General features: G+C 43.2%; 21 protein-coding genes. 6 read left to right on the top strand and 15 right to left on the bottom strand.

The genetic code is table 11. The features are described 5' to 3' along the window. Nucleotides 1–57 precede the first annotated feature (57 nt). Both copZ and B4U37_RS01350 read right to left on the bottom strand, forming a co-directional pair. On the bottom strand, nucleotides 58–264 hold the full coding sequence (gene copZ, locus B4U37_RS01355; RefSeq protein ID WP_010195133.1) for a copper chaperone CopZ: 207 nt from the start codon (nucleotides 262–264) through the stop codon (nucleotides 58–60). Nucleotides 265–276: 12 nt separating this feature from the next. Further along, a complete protein-coding gene (locus tag B4U37_RS01350) occupies nucleotides 277–612 on the bottom strand; it encodes a metal-sensitive transcriptional regulator (protein WP_010195132.1) in 336 nt (111 codons plus the stop codon). 102 nt (nucleotides 613–714) lie between these two features. Here B4U37_RS01350 and B4U37_RS01345 point away from each other — a divergent pair, with 102 nt between their 5' ends. Further along, entirely contained in the window at nucleotides 715–1,266 is a 552-nt protein-coding gene (locus B4U37_RS01345) for a TVP38/TMEM64 family protein (RefSeq protein ID WP_088016766.1), read from the top strand. 460 nt (nucleotides 1,267–1,726) lie between these two features. On the opposite strand, the gene helD is transcribed toward B4U37_RS01345, so the two are convergent. Further along, nucleotides 1,727–4,033 carry an RNA polymerase recycling motor HelD gene (gene helD, locus B4U37_RS01335; protein WP_088020079.1) on the bottom strand — a complete coding sequence of 769 codons (2,307 nt, stop codon included), beginning with the start codon at nucleotides 4,031–4,033 and terminating at the stop codon, nucleotides 1,727–1,729. A gap of 420 nt (nucleotides 4,034–4,453) precedes the next feature. Between helD and bioB the strand changes: the two genes are divergently transcribed. Next, nucleotides 4,454–5,464 (top strand): biotin synthase BioB, encoded by a 1,011-nt coding sequence (bioB, locus tag B4U37_RS01330; RefSeq protein WP_088016765.1) that lies wholly within the window; start codon nucleotides 4,454–4,456, stop codon nucleotides 5,462–5,464. 45 nt (nucleotides 5,465–5,509) lie between these two features. Here the strand turns inward: bioB and B4U37_RS01325 are convergent, their stop codons facing one another. The 4 genes from B4U37_RS01325 to B4U37_RS01310 form a co-directional block, all read right to left on the bottom strand. Further along, nucleotides 5,510–5,839 carry a YciI family protein gene (locus B4U37_RS01325; protein WP_088016764.1) on the bottom strand — a complete coding sequence of 110 codons (330 nt, stop codon included), beginning with the start codon at nucleotides 5,837–5,839 and terminating at the stop codon, nucleotides 5,510–5,512. 300 nt (nucleotides 5,840–6,139) lie between these two features. Next, nucleotides 6,140–7,018, bottom strand: coding sequence for an SDR family oxidoreductase (locus tag B4U37_RS01320; protein WP_088016763.1), 879 nt, complete (start codon nucleotides 7,016–7,018; stop codon nucleotides 6,140–6,142). Between the two features lie 117 nt (nucleotides 7,019–7,135). After that, nucleotides 7,136–7,435, bottom strand: coding sequence for a stress-induced protein, KGG, repeat-containing protein (locus B4U37_RS01315; RefSeq protein WP_088016762.1), 300 nt, complete (start codon nucleotides 7,433–7,435; stop codon nucleotides 7,136–7,138). Nucleotides 7,436–7,485: 50 nt separating this feature from the next. Beyond that, complete coding sequence (locus B4U37_RS01310; protein WP_088016761.1) at nucleotides 7,486–7,674, bottom strand: CsbD family protein; 189 nt, start codon at nucleotides 7,672–7,674, stop codon at nucleotides 7,486–7,488. Nucleotides 7,675–7,916: 242 nt separating this feature from the next. On the opposite strand from B4U37_RS01310, the gene B4U37_RS21735 reads away from it, so the two are divergent. Then, complete coding sequence (locus B4U37_RS21735; RefSeq protein ID WP_148989869.1) at nucleotides 7,917–8,066, top strand: lmo0937 family membrane protein; 150 nt, start codon at nucleotides 7,917–7,919, stop codon at nucleotides 8,064–8,066. Nucleotides 8,067–8,159: 93 nt separating this feature from the next. Further along, nucleotides 8,160–8,306, top strand: a complete 147-nt coding sequence (locus B4U37_RS21730) for a lmo0937 family membrane protein (protein ID WP_010195114.1) — start codon at nucleotides 8,160–8,162, stop codon at nucleotides 8,304–8,306. A gap of 229 nt (nucleotides 8,307–8,535) precedes the next feature. Here the strand turns inward: B4U37_RS21730 and B4U37_RS01305 are convergent, their stop codons facing one another. The 6 genes from B4U37_RS01305 to B4U37_RS01280 form a co-directional block, all read right to left on the bottom strand. Continuing rightward, a complete protein-coding gene (locus tag B4U37_RS01305; RefSeq protein ID WP_088016760.1) occupies nucleotides 8,536–9,117 on the bottom strand; it encodes a CDP-alcohol phosphatidyltransferase family protein in 582 nt (193 codons plus the stop codon). A 13-nt stretch (nucleotides 9,118–9,130) separates the two neighbouring features. Then, entirely contained in the window at nucleotides 9,131–10,108 is a 978-nt protein-coding gene (locus tag B4U37_RS01300) for an ABC transporter ATP-binding protein (RefSeq protein WP_088016759.1), read from the bottom strand. After that, on the bottom strand, nucleotides 10,105–10,881 hold the full coding sequence (locus tag B4U37_RS01295) for an ABC transporter permease (RefSeq protein ID WP_245840026.1): 777 nt from the start codon (nucleotides 10,879–10,881) through the stop codon (nucleotides 10,105–10,107). Before B4U37_RS01295 ends, B4U37_RS01300 begins: the two co-directional genes overlap by 4 nt. A 28-nt stretch (nucleotides 10,882–10,909) precedes the next feature. After that, nucleotides 10,910–11,776 (bottom strand): ABC transporter permease, encoded by an 867-nt coding sequence (locus B4U37_RS01290; RefSeq protein ID WP_088016757.1) that lies wholly within the window; start codon nucleotides 11,774–11,776, stop codon nucleotides 10,910–10,912. Continuing rightward, entirely contained in the window at nucleotides 11,754–13,004 is a 1,251-nt protein-coding gene (locus B4U37_RS01285; protein WP_088016756.1) for an ABC transporter substrate-binding protein, read from the bottom strand. The genes B4U37_RS01290 and B4U37_RS01285 overlap by 23 nt, the downstream gene beginning before the upstream one ends. 243 nt (nucleotides 13,005–13,247) lie before the next feature. Next, nucleotides 13,248–14,177: a manganese-dependent inorganic pyrophosphatase gene (locus tag B4U37_RS01280; RefSeq protein ID WP_088016755.1), complete on the bottom strand. Its 930-nt coding sequence runs from the start codon at nucleotides 14,175–14,177 to the stop codon at nucleotides 13,248–13,250. Between the two features lie 152 nt (nucleotides 14,178–14,329). Between B4U37_RS01280 and B4U37_RS01275 the strand changes: the two genes are divergently transcribed. Next, a complete protein-coding gene (locus B4U37_RS01275) occupies nucleotides 14,330–14,521 on the top strand; it encodes a hypothetical protein (protein ID WP_088016754.1) in 192 nt (63 codons plus the stop codon). Nucleotides 14,522–14,601: 80 nt separating this feature from the next. Then, nucleotides 14,602–16,143, top strand: coding sequence for an FAD-dependent oxidoreductase (locus B4U37_RS01270; protein WP_088016753.1), 1,542 nt, complete (start codon nucleotides 14,602–14,604; stop codon nucleotides 16,141–16,143). Between the two features lie 80 nt (nucleotides 16,144–16,223). On the opposite strand, the gene B4U37_RS01265 is transcribed toward B4U37_RS01270, so the two are convergent. Both B4U37_RS01265 and B4U37_RS01260 read right to left on the bottom strand, forming a co-directional pair. After that, nucleotides 16,224–16,622 (bottom strand): general stress protein, encoded by a 399-nt coding sequence (locus B4U37_RS01265; RefSeq protein WP_088016752.1) that lies wholly within the window; start codon nucleotides 16,620–16,622, stop codon nucleotides 16,224–16,226. A gap of 93 nt (nucleotides 16,623–16,715) precedes the next feature. After that, nucleotides 16,716–18,425: an ABC transporter ATP-binding protein gene (locus B4U37_RS01260; protein ID WP_088016751.1), complete on the bottom strand. Its 1,710-nt coding sequence runs from the start codon at nucleotides 18,423–18,425 to the stop codon at nucleotides 16,716–16,718. Nucleotides 18,426–18,477: the final 52 nt, after the last annotated feature.

Raw genomic sequence — 18,477 nt, 5'->3', positions numbered from 1 at the left:
TTTTGCAAATAAAACGTGCTGTTCTCGTAAGAAAAGCACGTATCTGACTTAGGTTGATTATGCTACTTCATAACCTTCTTCGTCGATTGTTTCCTTAATTTTATCTACTGTTACTTGCTCGCTTTTGTATTCTACTGCTACCGTTCCGGATGCAAGATCCACCTTAACGGAATTCACGCCTTCAAGTTCCCCAACGCTTCCTTCCACCGCTTTAACACAATGACCGCAACTCATACCATTTACTTTTAATGTTACTTGTTCCATTTTTATCTCCCCTTATTTCATCAGTCTTTTAACTGTTACTAATAGTTCATCTATCACTTCTGTATCGCCATCTTGAATTCTTTCCACGATACAGGATTTCATATGTCCCTCTAAAAGCATTTTCCCAAGTCCATTTAGCGCAGACTGTACTGCAGAGATTTGAGTGAGCACATCATCACAATAGGTGTCCTCTTCAATCAAACGTTTAACCCCTCGCACCTGACCTTCAATACGGTTCAAGCGTGAGATCAACGCCTTCTTCTGCTCTTCAGAATGGTGACTTTTACGCTCACCTTTGTCTGTATGGCAACACTCTTCATTTAAAGTTTCAACTGGAAGGTTTTCCATCGTTCTTGACCTCCTATCTCGTATAACGTAACATACCCCTATACGGTATGTAAAGAAATTGAATTTATAATTTTAAAATAACTTCAGAAGAGGTACTTTACCATGTGGAAAGATCAAGTACTAGAATGGTTTTCAGCAGTAGGACCGTTTGCTATCCTACTTAGTATTCTTTTCAATACCATCATAAGCATACTCGCTTTTATGCCTAGTGTGTTCCTTACCGCTGCCAATCTGGCATTCTTTGGATTTTGGTGGGGGACGTTGATTTCTTTTTTAGGGGAATCGATTGGGGCAGTCGTAAGCTTTTGGTTGTATCGTAAAGGCATAAAGAAGTTCGCACCGGATGCGTTGATGAAAAATAAATGGCTGATAAGATTGCAGGAGACTGATGGCAGGGAAGCATTTTTATTAGTTCTCGCTTTACGATTATTCCCATTTGCGCCATCCGGTCTTGTTACATTGGCGGGGGCAACTAGCCGGATCAGCTTGGTCGGGTTTGCCGTCGCGAGTACGGTTGGAAAGATTCCAGCCTTGATGTTAGAAGCTTTTTCTGTGTATCAGGTACTGCAATGGAATACGGCAGGAAAAGTAATCTTGGCTTTAGTTGCGGTTGGATTTATTGTATTGGTCCTGCGCGGCCGTTTGAAGAAGTAGCAGGAAAAGACAATGCAATTAAATTTGGAAATTTCACCTGATTGTTTAATTGCCGCTGTTCCTTTCCGCAAATGGTTTCGCTTTCCGCGGGACGGTGCTTGAGCCTCCTCACTTCGTTGCGGGGTCTCAACCTACCGTTACTCCCCCGCTGGAGTCTCCACCATTTGCTCCAATCCACAGCTAGAAATTACGTCAATATATGTTAATGCTTTTCAGATAACTCAATTAGAAGGTTTTTTAAACCTAAGTTTAATGAAGCCACCCAGTTGATTGGAGTGGAAGGCGCGCAGACGCCCGCGGGAGGAAGGGACAGGTGAGACCCCACAGGCTGCAAGCCGAGGAGGCTCACGGACCGCCCGCAGGCAAGCGAAGCGCCTGGAACGCAAATCAACGGAATTTACTTGCTTTCTTAAAAAAACAGAGCCCCTATTAAAAATAAAAAGGCTCTGTCTCATTTTGTTTATTCTTCTATTAAAATCTTCCCATCCGAAACATGTTCAAGCAAAAAGTCTCCCTTGTCATTTCCATAAAAGCTTAAATGATGCAGCGGCCTTGTCATCGCCACATATAACAGCTTTACGTCAATTTCGGTTTCGGTGAACACCTCATCCAACGTGCACAACAACACAGCATCAAACTCCAGTCCCTTCGCCAACTGCGCATGGACGATGACGACATCCTCTTGGTTGATTTCCTCATTTTCCAAGAGCAGTTGCACCTTTAAGTCTGTAACCTTGCCAAGCATCCCCTCAATCTTCTTACATTCCTTCTCGGTTTTGCCAATCACTGCGATTGTTTTTCGACCGTCTTTATACAACTTCTCTATTTCCGCCTCTAGCATGCCCGCCATTTCAGCCGCCCCACCAGAGGTAGACCATTTATGAAAGGTCGGTTTCGCACCATGCCTCACCACAGGCTCCACTTTTGGAAGTTCAAAAGGCAATAGCTTTAAAATATCATTAGCCGATTCCATGATTTCCACTGTTGTACGATAACTTTTTTGCAACGTCGTGTAGGCAGCCCTTGGGAAAATTGCCTCCTTCACCTTGTTCCAATCCTGAATGCCGCGATAAGAATGGATCCCTTGTGCCAAGTCCCCTACGATAGTGAACATATCTGTTTCCAACGCACTTTTTAAAGCCGCAAGCTGAAAATAACTATAATCCTGCGCTTCATCAATGACCACATTTCGAGCACGCAACTCTTTATCTATCCCATACAAATGGTGCTGCAAATAAAGTAACCCTGCCAAGTCTTCTAGCTCATACTGCTTTTGTCTATGTAATTTCACTTGATGGTCGACAAAGTACTTGATCTGATAGTCATCCAAATAATCACTTGCATACTTCGAAAAAGTGGCCCGGTCTGTTACCAACTCTTTAAAATAATGAAAAAGTGTGTGCTTAGGAAGCTTGCGGATAAAAGCGTTAACGGCGGTTCTGGATTCCCGTTTGATCTCCTCTATCATCGCATCCTTTTTGTCCATTGCTTTTGTCACATAGCTTTTTCGTTTAGCAGGATCAAGGTTCATGTTAAACAGAGCTTTGTCGAGTTTGTTGTCGTAGAATCTCTCCACTTTATGCAAGAGTACTTTTTTCTCCGTCCGCACATAGTTTTGCAGAACGCTTTTCACCTTTTCCACTCGACGATAATACGGGAGGTAGGTATATTCGTTGCGAATCAGGTTTTCCATTTTTTCAGCAGTGTAGAGTTTGAACTTAGAAGTCAGGTAGAAATCTTCTGTTGGAATGAGTGTTTCTAAGATGTCAGATAGATAGCGGTCGATGATGTCTTTGAATTCGAGCGAGCCTTTGAAGCTTGCTAACCATTGGACCATTTCAGGATCTTCATACTCGTGGTTAATAAAGCCCATCAATTTCTCGGACGGAGGTCGCAATTTCACCTTTTTGCCGATGCAGCTTAAGACAAAATCAATAAAGGTTGTCTGTAAGATCCGGTCCACCCCAAGCTCTGGGAGGACTTCAGAGATGTAATCGATGAATAGATTGTTCGGTGCGAGGATCATCAGTTGTTCCGGTCGGAATTGATCCTGGTAGGTGTAGATAAAATAAGAGATTCTGTGTAACGCTATGGTCGTCTTTCCGCTCCCTGCCGCTCCTTGGACAATAATCGGTTTATTTAAGTCGGCACGAATAATACGGTTCTGTTCTTCTTGAATCGTGGAGACGATATCAGTCAGACGGTTGCTGGAACTTCCGGAAAGCGATTCTTGTAAAAGCTCGTCCGTCGTCGTTAAATCAACATCCCTTATGTCTTGAAGTTCGCCGTCTTCCATAATATATTGACGTTTCAAGGAAAGGTAGCCGTCATACGTTTCCCCTTCCGCTTCGTACTCCACTTCACCGAGCCTGCCGTCATAGTATAGGTTGGCTATCGGGGAACGCCAATCGACAATGATTGGGTCTTGGGTTTCTCGGTCAAATAAAGAGGCTTTCCCAAAATAAAGGACCTCCTCTTCTTCTTTGCCGGCCCGCTTGTAGTCAATTCTTGCAAAGTAGGGCTTATGGTAGATTTTCTTGAGGCTCCGAATCTCTTCTGTCGTCCGCTGGAGCATGTTCGCATTGGTGAGCATGTTCAAATAACTTAAACTACTGTCTGAAAAGTCAGTTCCATCCAACGCTTCTTTAAAACTGGATTTAAACGATTCCTCATCCAACTCTGTTGCTTTGATGACAATGTCCATATACTTTTTGGTAAAGCTAAGCCGTTCTGCTTCCTGATCAAAATCAGGATGCTTTTTCTTCATTTCTGCCAAACTCTTCACACTCCCGAGGTTTTTGTAGAGACGCAAAAAACCATGAACTAGAGTTTTTCTCCATTCATGGTAACTATCCCTTAAGGAACCTTTTCAAAGTACGCAACGGTTTTCTGTTCTCTTTTGCCGGAAAAATAATTATAACCGCTTACAAAACAATTTGCAATTTTCCATCAGATTTACTACTTCCCCTTGTCAGCTACCACTTTTATATGTAAACTTTTATTGTTAGTAAGTTTACATATAAATTATACAGCAACATTGTTGATTGTAATGGAAGGCGCGCAGACTCCTCGAAAAGGCTAACGCATTTTCTTCGTACGATGAAAAGCTCCCGGACCGCCCGTGGAAAGCGAAGCGCTTGGAACGGAAATCAACTGTTTTTGCAAAAACTCAATAGGAGTGATTACTTTGACTTGGAAACAGCTAGCAGAAAAAGTAGTAGAAGGCTATAACATAACACCGGACGAAGCCTTGCGAATTTTAAACGAAGACGACGACAACGTATTAGAACTCATTCAATCAGCCTTTCATATCCGCAAACACTATTACGGAAAAAAAGTAAAACTGAACCTGATCATCAACGCAAAGAGCGGCTTATGCCCAGAAGATTGCGGCTACTGCTCCCAATCCATGAAAGCCGACACCGAAATTGACAGCTACCCGCTAGTCAGCAAAAAAATCATCGTCGACGGAGCAAAAGAAGCCAAGAAAAATAAAATCGGCACCTACTGCATCGTCATGAGTGGACGTAAGCCGACAAATAGAGACGTGGACACAGTGGTGCAAGCCGTTCAAGATATTAAGAAAGATGTAGATACTATGAAAATCTGCGCCTGTCTGGGGCTGGTAAATGATGCACAAGCAAAACTCTTGAAGGAAGCCGGGGTGGACCGTTTCAACCATAATATCAATACAAGTAAAGGCCATCACAGTGAAATTACCACAACACATGATTATGAGGATCGCATCCGCACACTTGAAACATTAAAAAGTGCAGGGATCTCGCCTTGTTCTGGTGTGATTTGCGGGATGGGTGAAACGCTCGAAGACATAGTAGAAATGGCATTTTCGCTAAAAGAATTAGATGCCGACTCTATCCCAGTCAATTTCCTGCATCCAATAGAGGGGACAAAGCTTGCCGGCATGGATGATCTGACTCCACTAAAATGCTTGAAGATCCTTGCGATGTTCCGCTTTGTGAATCCTACAAAAGAGATTAGGATCTCAGGAGGCCGCGAATACAATCTTCGTACACTTCAAAGTATGGGGCTTTACATGGCGAATTCTATCTTTGTCGGTGACTATTTGACCACTAGCGGCCAAGCATCCAACCAAGATCACCAAATGATCAAAGACCTTGGTTTTGAGATTGAGGAAAATGCATTTGAAACAGAAAGCCAGCAGTTTGCCGGCGTGTAAGCAGCATTCATGGACAGTGGAACAGCCCGTGCCACTGTCCTGTTTTTATTTAACACCTATAGAGAACTTTTCATTCATTAACGCAAGGCGGTAAGGTGACAATTCTGCTGTCATAATTTCGCTTGATACGGCAGGGTCGTTGTTCATAAACCTTTCTGCTTCGGTTTCATTTCTTGCTAAAAATATGACGATACCAAACCCGGTTTCATCCGTCTGTTCCGTTCTTCCCGCAAGTATCACCACTCCATTGTCCACATTCTTTTTTAAGTAGCTGAAATGTCGGGATACTATTGTTTTTTCCTCTTCCGTCCACTGCTCAGGATCATATAATCTTTCAGGCAACCTTAGTAAATAGATATAAGTTTGCAGGCTCATGGATTTCCCCACTCCTTTCCTTTCCTTAAATTTCTACAAATTCTGAGGAAATCCTTTTTTCAAATGAAACTCATTAAGATAGCTGTTTTAAACCTTAAGTCAATGAAATAACCTTGTTGATTGTAGTGGAAGGCGCGCAGACGCCCGCGGGAGGAAGGGACAGGTGAGACCCCGCAACGGAGTGATGAGGCTCAAAGACCGCCCGCAGGCAAGCGAAGCGCCTGGAACGGAAATCAACTTGTATTACATTTTCCCTATAAAAAAGAGACAGCATGAGCTGTCCCCCAAAAATAAATATTCTTAACCGTTCACTACCGTCCCACCGTTAATGTGAATCATTTGTCCGGACACATAGGAGGAATCCTCTGAAGCTAGGTAAACATAGGCCGGAGCTAGTTCAGCAGGTTGGCCCGGACGCCCCATTGGAGAATTGGTACCGAACTCCTCTACCTGTTCTCCATCAAAGGATGCCGGAATAAGCGGCGTCCAAATTGGTCCAGGTGCTACACCGTTCACTCTGATTCCACTGCCCACAATGTTCTCTGACAAGGAACGCGTCAACGCTACAATCGCTCCTTTGGTTGCGGAATAGTCCATTAATACAGGCATTCCTTTATAGGCCACCACAGAAGCGGTGTTGATGATGGAACTTCCTTTATCCAGATATGGCATTGCGGCCTGGATAAAATAAAAGTAGGAGAAGATATTAGTCTGGAACGTACGTAATAGCTGTTCTTCAGAAATGTCCTCGATTTTCTCTTGCACATGCTGTTCAGCGGCATTGTTTACGAGAATATGTAACCCTCCCAGTTCTTCCGCTGTCTGCTTAACAACATCTGTGCAAAAATCCTTTTGGCCGATGTCACCTGAGTACAACAGACATTTTGCGCCGTATTGTTCCACTATTTGTTTTGTTTCTTTTGCATCTTCATGCTCATCAAGGTAGACAATGCTGACATTTGCTCCTTCTTTTGCATAGGCAATTGCTACTGCCCGACCAATCCCGCTGTCCCCGCCAGTGATGATGGCATTTTTTCCTTTTAGTTTGCCGCTTCCCTTATAATCAGGGTTATCGCAGATTGGTTCTGGTATCATTTCATTTTCGTCACCAGGTTGTTTGCCTTGTTCTTGTGTCGGTTGGCCATCTGTTTGTACGGAATAAAATCGTTCTTCACTCATTTTCTCCACTCCTATCTTTGGTATGTTGTTAACAACGCTGTTACTTTCCCAAATGATAAAGAGCAGCCTTTGTTTTTCCGGCTGCCCTATGATTCTTATCTATGGTTGTGGCACTTGTTAATTGGAGTTGGAGTTATTGCCTCCACCTTTTTGTCCGATTTCTTCGAAGTGCTCTTTGCCATGCTCGTTCAGCGTCTTGTTACCGCCCTTTTGGCCGATTTCCTCGAAATGCTCTTGACCATGCTCCTGCTTTGTCTTCTCTCCGCCCTTGCGTCCGCGCTCCTCGTACGTCATGGTGGAGCTATTAGAGCTGCTGTTGTTAGAGTTATTAGAGTTATTGTTGCTGTTAGAGTTATTGTTGTTGTTATTACTATTGTTATTGTTGCTGTTATTAATATTGTTATTGTTGCTAGCCATCTTAAATCCTCTCCTTTAAGTAATTTTTAAAAAGAAGCTTAAGTACTGACCTACATCCAACCGTCTACTTCACGTTCTGCCTCTTCTTTTGACTTCCCGTGGCGTTCCTGAATTTTGCCTACCAGCTTATCACGATCTCCCTCAATTTGTTGAAGATCATCATCCGTGAGATTTCCCCATTTCTTCTTGGCGTCACCTTTCATCTGGTTCCACTTACCTTTCATGGTTGTCTGATTCATAATCAACTTCACCTCCCACTTCAATTTGTGACTTCTGATAGCTCGTCACTAGTTACTCCATTCCTTTTCTACATAATTTAAAACCTAATTATTGGGACAAACTCTTTTTCCAACTTTTGTCCTAATCTACTCCCCTTGAAACAATTAAAAAAAATATTGGTTTAACATTTTACACGCTAGGGAATTACCTTCTGTGTAGACGTTGAAAAAAAATACCAAAACTATATTAGGAGGAAAATCACATGTTATGGACAATCTTTGTAGTACTATTAGTTCTTTGGTTACTTGGTTTCGCAATGGAAATCGGCGGAGGACTTATTCACATTCTTTTAGTTCTTGCAGTGTTAGCTATCGTATTTAACCTATTTGGAAGAAGACGTGGCGTCAGGTAATTAACAGGCAATTATTAGTAGGAGTAATAGGAGTGGCTGAAGGGAAAAACAAGACTACAGCTACTACGTCAGATGTTTAGGAGGCATATCACTATGTTATGGACAATCTTTGCAGTATTACTTATTCTTTGGTTACTTGGATTCTCTTTTGATATCGCAGGGAACCTAATTCACATTATTCTTGTATTAGCACTAATCGCATTAGTCTTTAACTTATTTGCTGGCCGCAGAAGGCCTTAGGTATATAAACAAAGAAAAAAGCTGGAAAGAATCAGTGTTGTCACTGAAACTTTCCAGCTTTTTTTGTGGGGAAATTGCATGAAAGCCACTGTTGATCTCTGCAAAAGGCTTCGCTTTCCGCGGGGCGACCTTGAGCCTCCTTACAACGCTTCAGGGGTCTCAACAATGTCGCTACTCCCCCGCATGAGTCTTCACCTTTTTGCTCCAATCACCAGCTAAGATATTTCTTTTACTGCAGTATTCTTTTTGCTTCGAAGAAACGTTGGAGGCCTGTTATTACTTCGACTGCGAGGAATATCAAGGTGGTCCAGAGGACAAATGCAGGCAGGAGCATCATGAGAGTGAGTAAGATAAAGCCTTCTGTTCTTTCTGCAAGTCCGGCTTGATAGTAAAAGGACTTCATTCCCTGCTTTTCAGAAACTGCCCCCACAGTCAAAAAGACCGTGATAGAAAAAATGATAGAAACGCTCAACAATAACAATGCCCACTGTATTTCAGGATAGACAAATGCCACGCCGAGGATGACGCTGATCTCCACCAGTCGATCAAACGTGACATCCATCACCGTTCCCCACGGAGAGGACTTCGTTTTGCGGGCCATGGTGCCATCGACCGCATCAAGAAAGCCCGAAATCCAGAGCACCAATACTGCTATGATGGGCAGGCCAAAATAGAAAAAAACGCCGGATGACACGCCAATGAAAAAAGAAATGACAGTAACCTGGTTCGGTGTGAATCCGAACTTCAACAATTGCTCCGCCGTATTTGATATTAATGGTTGTACATATTTTCGGGCATGCGTATCAAGCATAGGAACCTTCCTTTTATACCGAATTTTTAAGATGCACTACATCCTGTTCTTTTTTCACCGTTACCCAAACGTGCTGGGATAGATCTAAATTTTCCACACTAGGAAGTGTAAGCTTTTGATGAAGGGCTTCTATCTGAATATCATAAAAAAGGCTGCCGTGTTTTACTTTTTTTTGTACGACTTTACCTGCGTAGGATTGATAGCATTCCTCTGACTGTTCTATCACTACAGTTAATTTTTTCGAATGAACAAAGGAATCCGTTCCAATTAACAGACCATCAGAATAAAATTTTGCCACAAATGGTGTTGCCGGCTCTTCATACACGTCCAGCGGCTTGCCAACCTGCTGGACTATTTGCTCAGCAAATATCACGACCCTATCCCCCATCAACATCGCTTCTTCTATATCATGAGTGATAAAAAGGCTGGCAATACCTTCTTCTTTCAATAAATTTTTCACCCACAAGCGCAATTCATCCCTTTTTTCATTATCAATGCTGCTAAATGGCTCATCCAACAACATAAGTTGCGGATTCGTAATCAATGCGCGGGCAAGTGCCACCCTTTGTTGCTGACCGCCGGAAAGTTCATAAGGATAATTTTTTCCGTAGCCCTCAAGTCCAACTTTCATGAGAAAATTAGCAGCCTGCTCTTTTTGCTCGGCTTTTGTCCCTTTTCTTTTAAAAGATAAACCGATCATGACATTTTCCAAGACAGTCATATGCGGAAACAAAAGCGGTTGCTGAAACATCATTACGATTGGACGCTGATTGGCCTGCATGGAGGTGATATCCTTTTCCCCTACTTTGATGCTTCCTGCTGAAACGGGTTCAAGTCCTGCAAGGCACTTCAACAAAGTCGATTTGCCACTTCCTGAAGGACCGACAACACTGATGATTTCTCCTTGCTCAATCGTCAAACTCATATTACTAATGATGCATTTCTCACCATAACTTTTCGATAATTTTTCGATTACTATTTTTTCATTCAATCTAAAAACACCCTTTTCTGATAAGGAATCACCAGTCTAAACACTAGCTCAAACCCGATCATCACACAAATCGGTAGCAGTGCAAACACGATTGAAAAACTAGCAATGACTGCTTCATCCACTGACGACAAGAACGGAAAATATAACATTGCCAACGTCAATACGTTTCCACCACCAATGATGGATGTTAGTGCGTATTGACTTAGGGAAATCACAAAAATTAAAAACACCATGCTTCGAAAGCTCGGCAATAATTGCGGTAAATAAATTCGGTAGAGGATTGCCATTTTTGTGCCGCCAAGGGAGCTTGCTTGTTCCTCCCACTTCTGCCCTAGTCTTTCAAAACCTGATCGTAAAATTTTTATAGAATAAGGTACCGTCGGGATGAGGTGAACCAACACAACACCAAGCCACTGGTCCGCCAAGCCCAACCGTATCATCGTGATGTGAATTCCCATCGCCACCGCAAGGCTAGGGATAAGGATTGGGAGAAGAAGCACCACTTCAACGAGCGATTTTCCTCTGAAAGTGTGAAAAGCCAGTGCCCTTGCAGCCGGTACAGCGATCAACAGATTTAGAAGAATGACCATATTCCCGATCAAAAACGACATTCCAATCGCCGAATAAAAACGCGAATCATTCAGTAGGACGTCAAAGCCTCTGGCGGAAAATGATGTTGGAATAATTTCTCCCCACCGCCAACCGTACGATACACTTTTCACCAACAATAGCAGGACAGGAAAAAAGAGAACGAACGCGAAAAATATATACAATATGTTCCATTTTCTATTTTTCCTCATCCTACATCCCGTTTCCTTTCATCATCCGATACCGTGACCTTGAAACCAAACTTAATAGGATGATAAGCAGACCAAAGATTATCGCGGTCACTGTCATCATCACAGCAAATGATTCCGGCCTTTTGCTCCAGTCCCCTTGATAAAACCACTCATACGCAAGGACAGATACCATTTTCGGATAGGTCGTCCCAAGTAAGTACGGCACTTCAAATGCCGCCAAAATAAAGGCAAAAACAATCAGCCCCGCTTCCATCAGCACCGGAAACAGCCACGGCCACTCCACTGTTTTAAAAACATGCCACTTGTTGCCGCCAAGAGTCATCACCACATTCGGCAAATCCCGGTTAAGCTGTGCATATACAGGCAACAACATTAGCACGACAAAGGGAATTTCTTTTAACGTATATGTAAGGATGATGCCAATTCCATAGCGGTCATTCGTCAGTACCGGAAATTGATCAGGACTATCAATGATGGACATGGCATGCAACATGGTGGAGAACCAACCTGTTTGCGAAAAAAGCAAAATCATCATATATCCCCAAACAAAATGAGGAAATAGCATCGGCAACCAAACAACTGTCCTTGCCAAGTGGTTGTTTAAAGTTTCAAATAGAAATTTAGTTAGTAAAAGACCCAATACGAGAGACAGTACCGTTGAAACGAAGGCAATCCTGAGACTGTATGTTAACGACTCCAGGAAAGCCTCGTTATCAAATATGTTTTTATATGCATCCAAGGAAAAGCCGTTTAAGGTTGTCACACTCTCCTGTGCCGCCATAAACAGCCCATAGACGACAAGGCAGAATGTAAAAAGAAAAGCTGGTAGGAGTGCAAGACTCCAGTTATTGCTTTTGAACCACTTCATTGACCCAATGCTCCTTCAACCAATTCACATATTCTGCATCCACTTCTGGTAACAGGCTTTCACTCAACTTTTCCGGTGACAGGACAGAAGCTCCGCGATCCATATTGGCTAGCTTTTCCTGTGCGTCTTCTGGCAGTTTTGTCGGATCAAGCGCCATATTTTCTCCCCAATATGTCGACTCATATTTGGCAAGTTGTGCATCTGGGGACATCAAGAAATCGATCGCCACCATCGCACCTGCTTTATTTGGACTGTTAAACGGGATGGCCAGGAAGTGCGTATTTCCGATAGAACCTGAATCTAACACAAAGGATTTCGTGCTTTCAGGAAAAATGCCGTCCTTGATAAGACTTTCCGCCCTCGCCTCGTTATACCCCATCGTCATCCACACTTCCCCTTGGCTATAGAGACGATCTAAGTCGGTTAGAGTTGCTGGGTAGGTCTCTCCGTTTCTCCAAAGGGACGGCTGGATTTCACGGAGATAGCTCCAAAGGGCGTCTGCATGATTCGCTAAAACCTTTTCATCGTAGCCGTTTTCTAATAATTTCTCCGGTCCGCCCACCGCATCGTACAGAACATGTCTAAGAAACGCATTTCCTGTAAAATCATTTGCATCAGGATACGTAAACTTTCCTGGGTTTTCTTTTATCCAATCTTTTAACTCTTCGAAGTTGGCAGGAGGGGTTGGGATTTTTTCTTCATCATATTGGAAGACGAACTGCACTTTCCCCCAAGGCGCCTCCAGTCCTTCCACTTCCGTACCGAAATCATATTGGACGTCCAGACTTTCCGTGTCGACATAGTTCTGGTAGTTTGGGAGTTTTTCGCTGAATGGACCGTAAAGTAGTTCAAACTCCTTGGCGTTCTTGAAGTTTTCCCCATTTATCCAGATGATGTCGATGGTACCTTCTTCTTTGTTTGCACGCTTTTCCGTGGATAGTTTTTGAAGGATTTCATTTGTATCCATTGGGACTCGTTCTAGTTCGATGTTATGCGCTTCTTTTAAATTAGGCGCGACCCACTCATCCATGTAGCGGTTAATTCCTTCATCTCCGCCCCACATAAAAATGCGAACCTTGGAGCCCTCGGCAAGTTCGGTGATGTCGCTCCAATCTTTTTCTTTAAGTTCTTCGCCGGCGTTGTCGCTGTTGTTTAAGTTGGTGTTCGAGCAACCAGCTGCTATTAGCAGTACAATTATTAATGACAATGCCAGTAACCTTGTCTTCATGGGCGTCCCTCTTCTCTCTTTGTCAAATCTCTCTATCTATATATATAACACTTTCCTTTTATACTTTAAAATGTTGGTATGTTTTAGGGTGGGTCTAGGTTCTTTAGGAACCTAACGTTTTAGGTTGAGGATTTGGATCACTTTTGGGTAACTTTTTTATGGGGATATCAAAAAACCTAAAAAAACGCACGGACCAACTCACCAAAAGAATCAATCCATGCGCCATCTATCCGAAGACATCTATTATTTTGTCAATGCATCCGTCAACACAGGTACAACCTGTTTCTTACGGGACACAACACCCTTCAACAAAGCAGTGTTGTTCTCAAGCTTCACGTTGTATGCTTTCTCTACAACCGGAGCTTGGGATCCTAGTGCAAGTGCAACAGAATCATTCTCCAAGATATCCGTTACGACAAGTAAGAACAAATCTAAGTCCTTGTCCGCAACGTTCGCAGTGATTACTGCTTCTAACTCTGCTTGTTTTGTAAGAACATCGTTTGTATCAACCGTGTTTACTTGTGCGATTTCTACTTTGTAGTCGCCCATTTGGAATTCTTTTGCATCAAGGGAGATAAGCTGTTCTACTGTTTTGTCACTAATGTCTGCTCCTGCTTTTAACATCGCTAATCCATACTCATCTGCATTTACACCCGCGATTTCCGCAAGTTCTTTTGCAGCTTGTACATCTTGCTCTGTGCAAGTTGGGGATTTAAACAATAGGGAATCAGAAATGATGGCAGAAAGCATTAATCCGGCAACTGGCTTAGAGATTACCACTCCATTTTCCTTGTATAGCTTGTTTAAAATTGTCGCGGTGCAACCTACTGGCTCTGCACGGTAGTATAAAGGATCGGCCGTTTCAAAGTTTGCAATACGGTGGTGATCGATTACTTCAAGGACGCGAACTTGATCGATATCACTTACGCTTTGTTGGCGCTCGTTGTGGTCAACCAAAATTACTTCCTTTACTTCGTTTGCAACAGTTTCCACAAGACGCGGCACTTCACTGTTGAATTCTTTTAGCGCATATTCTGTTTCGCCGTTTAACTCACCTAAACGAACCGGCTCTGCGTCCATGCCTAGTTGTTTTTTCAACTCTGCATAAGCGATGGCTGAGCAGATGGAATCTGTATCTGGGTTTTTATGTCCTAGTACTAAAACTTTTGTCATGAGTACTCTCCTTGCTTATATGTTTTATCGAGCTAATTCTAGTAACTCTTCCACTTTGTATATTACCTTAAAATTTCTTTCGTTTCAAAACGTATTCGATTAAATTTGTTGAATGGGGGTTGATTGGACCGTTCTGAGGACGAGCTGAGGCTATGTTGGGCAGAGTTCGTTCCGAAACGTGGCAAGTTCGTGCCAAAAATGCCCGAGTTCGTGCGGAAACGTGGCGAGTTCGTGCCAAAACACCCCGAGTTCGTGCCAAAGCAGCGAAACACCCAGGAAAATTAATGGCTACCTTCTTCTTTATGGAAGTTGGCATAGGGATATTCGAAGTTACTTTACCATGAATCTCCCAATACTCTGCATGACGATATTTTCCCATCAGGTAGGGTACGAATTAGTAACGCTATTTATTGGAGGTTTTAATATGTCTAATAATACAAAACTACCATCCTTCCCTGCTTCACTCTGGAAAGAGCAAGATTCACCCAATACTTTTTCTCCGCTTACTGAAGATGTCTTAACAGATGTGACTGTCATCGGTGCCGGAATTACCGGAATCACCGTAGCTTACCTTCTTGCAAAGGAAGGGTTGAAAGTCGCTCTCCTAGAAGGTGGCAAGGTCATCGGCGGGACCACCGGGTTTACCACTGCCAAGATTTCCTCTCAGCATGGGTTGATTTATCAAGATTTGATTAATCAACACGGACAAGAAAAAGCACGGCTTTATTATGAGGCAAATCAGAAAGGCTTATCTTTCATTCAGGACTGCATCAACGCCCTGCAGATAGATTGCGATTTCCAGACACTCCCTTCATTTATTTACTCGACAAGCAAGGAAATGGAGCAAAAAGTGGAGAAAGAGGCAAATGCCTATCTTAAGCTTGGTATAAATGGGGGCTTTGCTCATAAGGGAGATCTTACCCTGCCCTTTTCCATAAACAATGCTGTGATGATGCGGGACCAGGCACAGTTTCATCCAATCAAATACCTTAATGGACTGTTGCGGGCTTTTACAAAACTAGGCGGGAAAGTGTATGAGGATACAAGAGCTACAGACATACAGGCGGATTCTTCGGTTGTTGAAACGGAAAACGGATTTAAGGTGAAAAGTAACCATGTCATCGTTAGCACCCATTACCCATTCAATGATAGGAACGGCCTTCTCTTTTCCAGATTACATGTGGAACGCTCTTACGCCCTGGCGGCGAAAACAAATGAAAAAAACATACCAGATGGGATGTACTTGAATGCCGAAAAACCGACACGCTCCATTCGATCTGCACCCGGCCCTGATGGAAAGAAATTATTGCTATTTGGAGGGGAAGGGCATCCTACCGGACAAAATGATCGAGACACCTCTACTCACTATGAAAGGCTCGTCCAATTTGGTACCAGGTACTTTGATATAGAAGCCATTCCTTTTCATTGGTCCTCACAGGATATTTTTTCCTTGGATAACTTGCCTTACATCGGCCCTGTTAAGAAAGGTTCTGAAAATGTATTTATAGCTACCGCATATGCGAAGTGGGGGATGACAAACGGTACAATTGCTGCTTGTATATTGAAAGATTATATCCTTAACAAGGAAAATCCCTACACGGACCTTTTCCATCCGAGCAGAAACGAGATGGATTTCAGCAGCGCCAAAAATTTTGTAAAGGAAAATGCAACAGTTGCAAAAGAACTGATAAAGGGAAAAATAAAAAGAGAGTCCCGTAGCATCGAAGAACTGGAATATGATGAGGGAGGAATAATTCAACTTGATGGCAAAAAAGTTGGAGCATACAAGGACAAGGAAGGCACATATCACCTCTTAAAGCCTATCTGTACCCATATGGGATGCGACGTGGTGTGGAATGATGCGGAACGTTCGTGGGATTGCCCATGTCATGCATCAAGGTTCTCCTATAAGGGGGACGTTTTGGAAGGGCCTGCAACGAAGCCATTAAAAAGGGTGGAATCATAACACTTCTTTCCTATATGAATACAAAAAGAGGAACGTCCCCACTATAGGGAGCGTTCCTCAAATTATATAAGTCTACCTGTCTAGTGCATCTCTTGCTGTTCACGATCTCCCACACAAGGCTCAACCGTGCGTGCTTCCTGGCTCTCTTTTTCATTCGTCAGCACCAAGATTCTGCCGTTTTCCACATCTGTTGCATACATTGGTGCATCTCGGTCTGAAAGGCCTAGTTCAAGCAGTTTGTTGCCTACACCTTGTGGTGCCTGTGCTTCATCCGGCAAAAGGAGTTTGTCGACCACAGAATCGTCTTCTTCTGATGTGATATGTTCGACCCTTGTTCCTGTCGGGTAGTCGGATCCAATTTCTTCACCAAGTGCAACCACGACGATCTCTTCCGCCCGGTATCCCTGGACAATCAATCCTTCCACAACATTTCTAGCTTTCTTCTCTGTATCATATACACCTAATATCGTTTTTTTCATTGTCGTTTCCTCCTAGGAAAAATGATAGCTCTTTTCTCTATACATTCCCCCGTGGAGACAGTTGAAACACCCTTACAAAAATTTCCTCACTCTTTATCCGAATTGCGCATGATGCAGTCTGCTATAAATTCCTTCTGCCTCAATCAGTTCCTCATGTCGGCCTTGTTCGGCAATGCCATCCTTTGTCACAACCATAATACGGTCTGCATTTTTGATGGTGGCAAGGCGGTGGGCGATGACAAGCGTTGTCCGGTCTTTGGAAAGCTCCGTCAACGATTCTTGGATAGCGCGTTCTGTTTCGGTATCAAGTGCGGACGTCGCTTCATCTAAAATCAGGATCGGTGGATTCTTCAGGAAAATCCGTGAAATGGCAAGACGTTGTTTTTGTCCGCCAGACAGTTTCACCCCGCGTTCCCCAATGACGGTATCAAGCCCCTGTGGCTGCGTGGAAATGAATTCATCCAGTTGGGAACGTCTTGCCGCCTCCATGATTTCTTCGTCTGTGGCATCAAGTTTTCCGTATGCAATATTTTCTCTGATCGTTCCAGAAAATAAAAATACATCCTGCTGCACGATTCCAATTTGGCTTCGCAAAGATTCTAGCGTCAATTCGCGCGTATCATAACCGTCAATAAGAATGCTGCCTTCCTCTAACTCATAGAATCTTGGCAAAAGACTGCATAGCGTCGTTTTTCCGGCACCTGATGGACCGACAATCGCCACTGTTTCCCCCGCTCTGACGGTGAGGTTGATATTTTTCAATACTCGTTCGTTGCCTTCATACCCGAACGATACATTTCGGTAATGAATTTCCCCTTCTAAATCTGCATGGACCGCATCCGGCGCATCTGCAATATCAGGTTCTGTTTCCATGATTTCTGTGTATCGTTTGAACCCGGCAATCCCTTTCGGATAGCTTTCGATTACCGCATTTATTTTCTGAATCGGCCCTAATAAAATGTTAGACAGAAGGATGAATGCGACAAACTCTCCGTAACTAAGCTCTCCGCGAATGACGAAGAAGGTACCAAACAGCAGGGTAAATAACGTAACAAGACGCATGAGCATGTAGTTAGCAGTGACATTCTGGGCCATTATTTTATAAGAAGCTAGTTTCGTAGAACGGTAGCTTTCATTGTTCACGGCAAATTGCTTCTGTTCATGTTTTTCGTTGGCAAAAGCCTGCACCACGCGGATTCCACCGATGCTATCTTCCACTCTTGCATTAATTTCAGCCACGTCACTGAACATTCTGCGGAACGTGCGTGTCATTTTTTTATTAAAATGGATGGCAAGGATCATTAATAGCGGAATGACTAAGAATGATAGTATAGCAAGCTTCCAATTGATGGAGAGCATAATGAAAAATGCCCCGATAAGCGTCATCAATGCCACAAAGACATCCTCAGGTCCGTGGTGGGCAACTTCTCCGATCTCTTCTAAATCTTTGGTAAGCCTTGAAATGGAATGCCCTGTTTTATTGTTGTCGTAATAGCCAAACGAAAGTTTTTGCATGTGCTGAAATAATTTTCTGCGCATGTCTGTTTCAATATTAATGCCAAGCATATGCCCCCAGTAGGTAACCACATAATGAAGCCCGGTATTGATCGCATAGATGGCAAGTAGTCCGATACACGCCCAGACGATGAGTGTCCAATTTTCTTGCGGCAACAGTCTATCAATTACCTGGTTAACGGCAATCGGAAACGCAAGTTCCAGCAACCCTACCAAAACGGCGCAGGAAAAATCCAAAATAAACAGCCACTTATATGGCTTATAATACGAGAAAAACCGTCGTACCAATACTTCCACACCCTTTTTACAATAGTTATGTATATTAATCGTTTTTACTTCG

The organism is Sutcliffiella horikoshii (assembly GCF_002157855.1).
Taxonomy (GTDB): Bacteria; Bacillota; Bacilli; order Bacillales; family Bacillaceae_I; genus Sutcliffiella_A; species Sutcliffiella_A horikoshii_C.
This window is presented reverse-complemented; position numbering and strand designations above follow the sequence as displayed.

Excerpts from the sequence above, each read along its gene's own strand:
- B4U37_RS01275 (WP_088016754.1), top strand. The coding sequence starts at position 14,330 with ATGTTGGGCAGAGTTCGTTCCGAAACGTGGCAAGTTCGTGCCAAAAAT.
- B4U37_RS01350 (WP_010195132.1), bottom strand. The coding sequence starts at position 612 with ATGGAAAACCTTCCAGTTGAAACTTTAAATGAAGAGTGTTGCCATACA.
- helD (WP_088020079.1), bottom strand. The coding sequence starts at position 4,033 with ATGAAGAAAAAGCATCCTGATTTTGATCAGGAAGCAGAACGGCTTAGC.
- B4U37_RS01305 (WP_088016760.1), bottom strand. The coding sequence starts at position 9,117 with ATGCTTGATACGCATGCCCGAAAATATGTACAACCATTAATATCAAAT.
- B4U37_RS21730 (WP_010195114.1), top strand. The coding sequence starts at position 8,160 with ATGTTATGGACAATCTTTGCAGTATTACTTATTCTTTGGTTACTTGGA.
- B4U37_RS21735 (WP_148989869.1), top strand. The coding sequence starts at position 7,917 with ATGTTATGGACAATCTTTGTAGTACTATTAGTTCTTTGGTTACTTGGT.
- B4U37_RS01325 (WP_088016764.1), bottom strand. The coding sequence starts at position 5,839 with ATGAGCCTGCAAACTTATATCTATTTACTAAGGTTGCCTGAAAGATTA.
- B4U37_RS01345 (WP_088016766.1), top strand. The coding sequence starts at position 715 with ATGTGGAAAGATCAAGTACTAGAATGGTTTTCAGCAGTAGGACCGTTT.
- B4U37_RS01265 (WP_088016752.1), bottom strand. The coding sequence starts at position 16,622 with ATGAAAAAAACGATATTAGGTGTATATGATACAGAGAAGAAAGCTAGA.
- B4U37_RS01270 (WP_088016753.1), top strand. The coding sequence starts at position 14,602 with ATGTCTAATAATACAAAACTACCATCCTTCCCTGCTTCACTCTGGAAA.
- B4U37_RS01315 (WP_088016762.1), bottom strand. The coding sequence starts at position 7,435 with ATGGCTAGCAACAATAACAATATTAATAACAGCAACAATAACAATAGT.
- B4U37_RS01290 (WP_088016757.1), bottom strand. The coding sequence starts at position 11,776 with ATGAAGTGGTTCAAAAGCAATAACTGGAGTCTTGCACTCCTACCAGCT.
- B4U37_RS01285 (WP_088016756.1), bottom strand. The coding sequence starts at position 13,004 with ATGAAGACAAGGTTACTGGCATTGTCATTAATAATTGTACTGCTAATA.
- B4U37_RS01280 (WP_088016755.1), bottom strand. The coding sequence starts at position 14,177 with ATGACAAAAGTTTTAGTACTAGGACATAAAAACCCAGATACAGATTCC.
- B4U37_RS01320 (WP_088016763.1), bottom strand. The coding sequence starts at position 7,018 with ATGAGTGAAGAACGATTTTATTCCGTACAAACAGATGGCCAACCGACA.
- B4U37_RS01310 (WP_088016761.1), bottom strand. The coding sequence starts at position 7,674 with ATGAATCAGACAACCATGAAAGGTAAGTGGAACCAGATGAAAGGTGAC.
- copZ (WP_010195133.1), bottom strand. The coding sequence starts at position 264 with ATGGAACAAGTAACATTAAAAGTAAATGGTATGAGTTGCGGTCATTGT.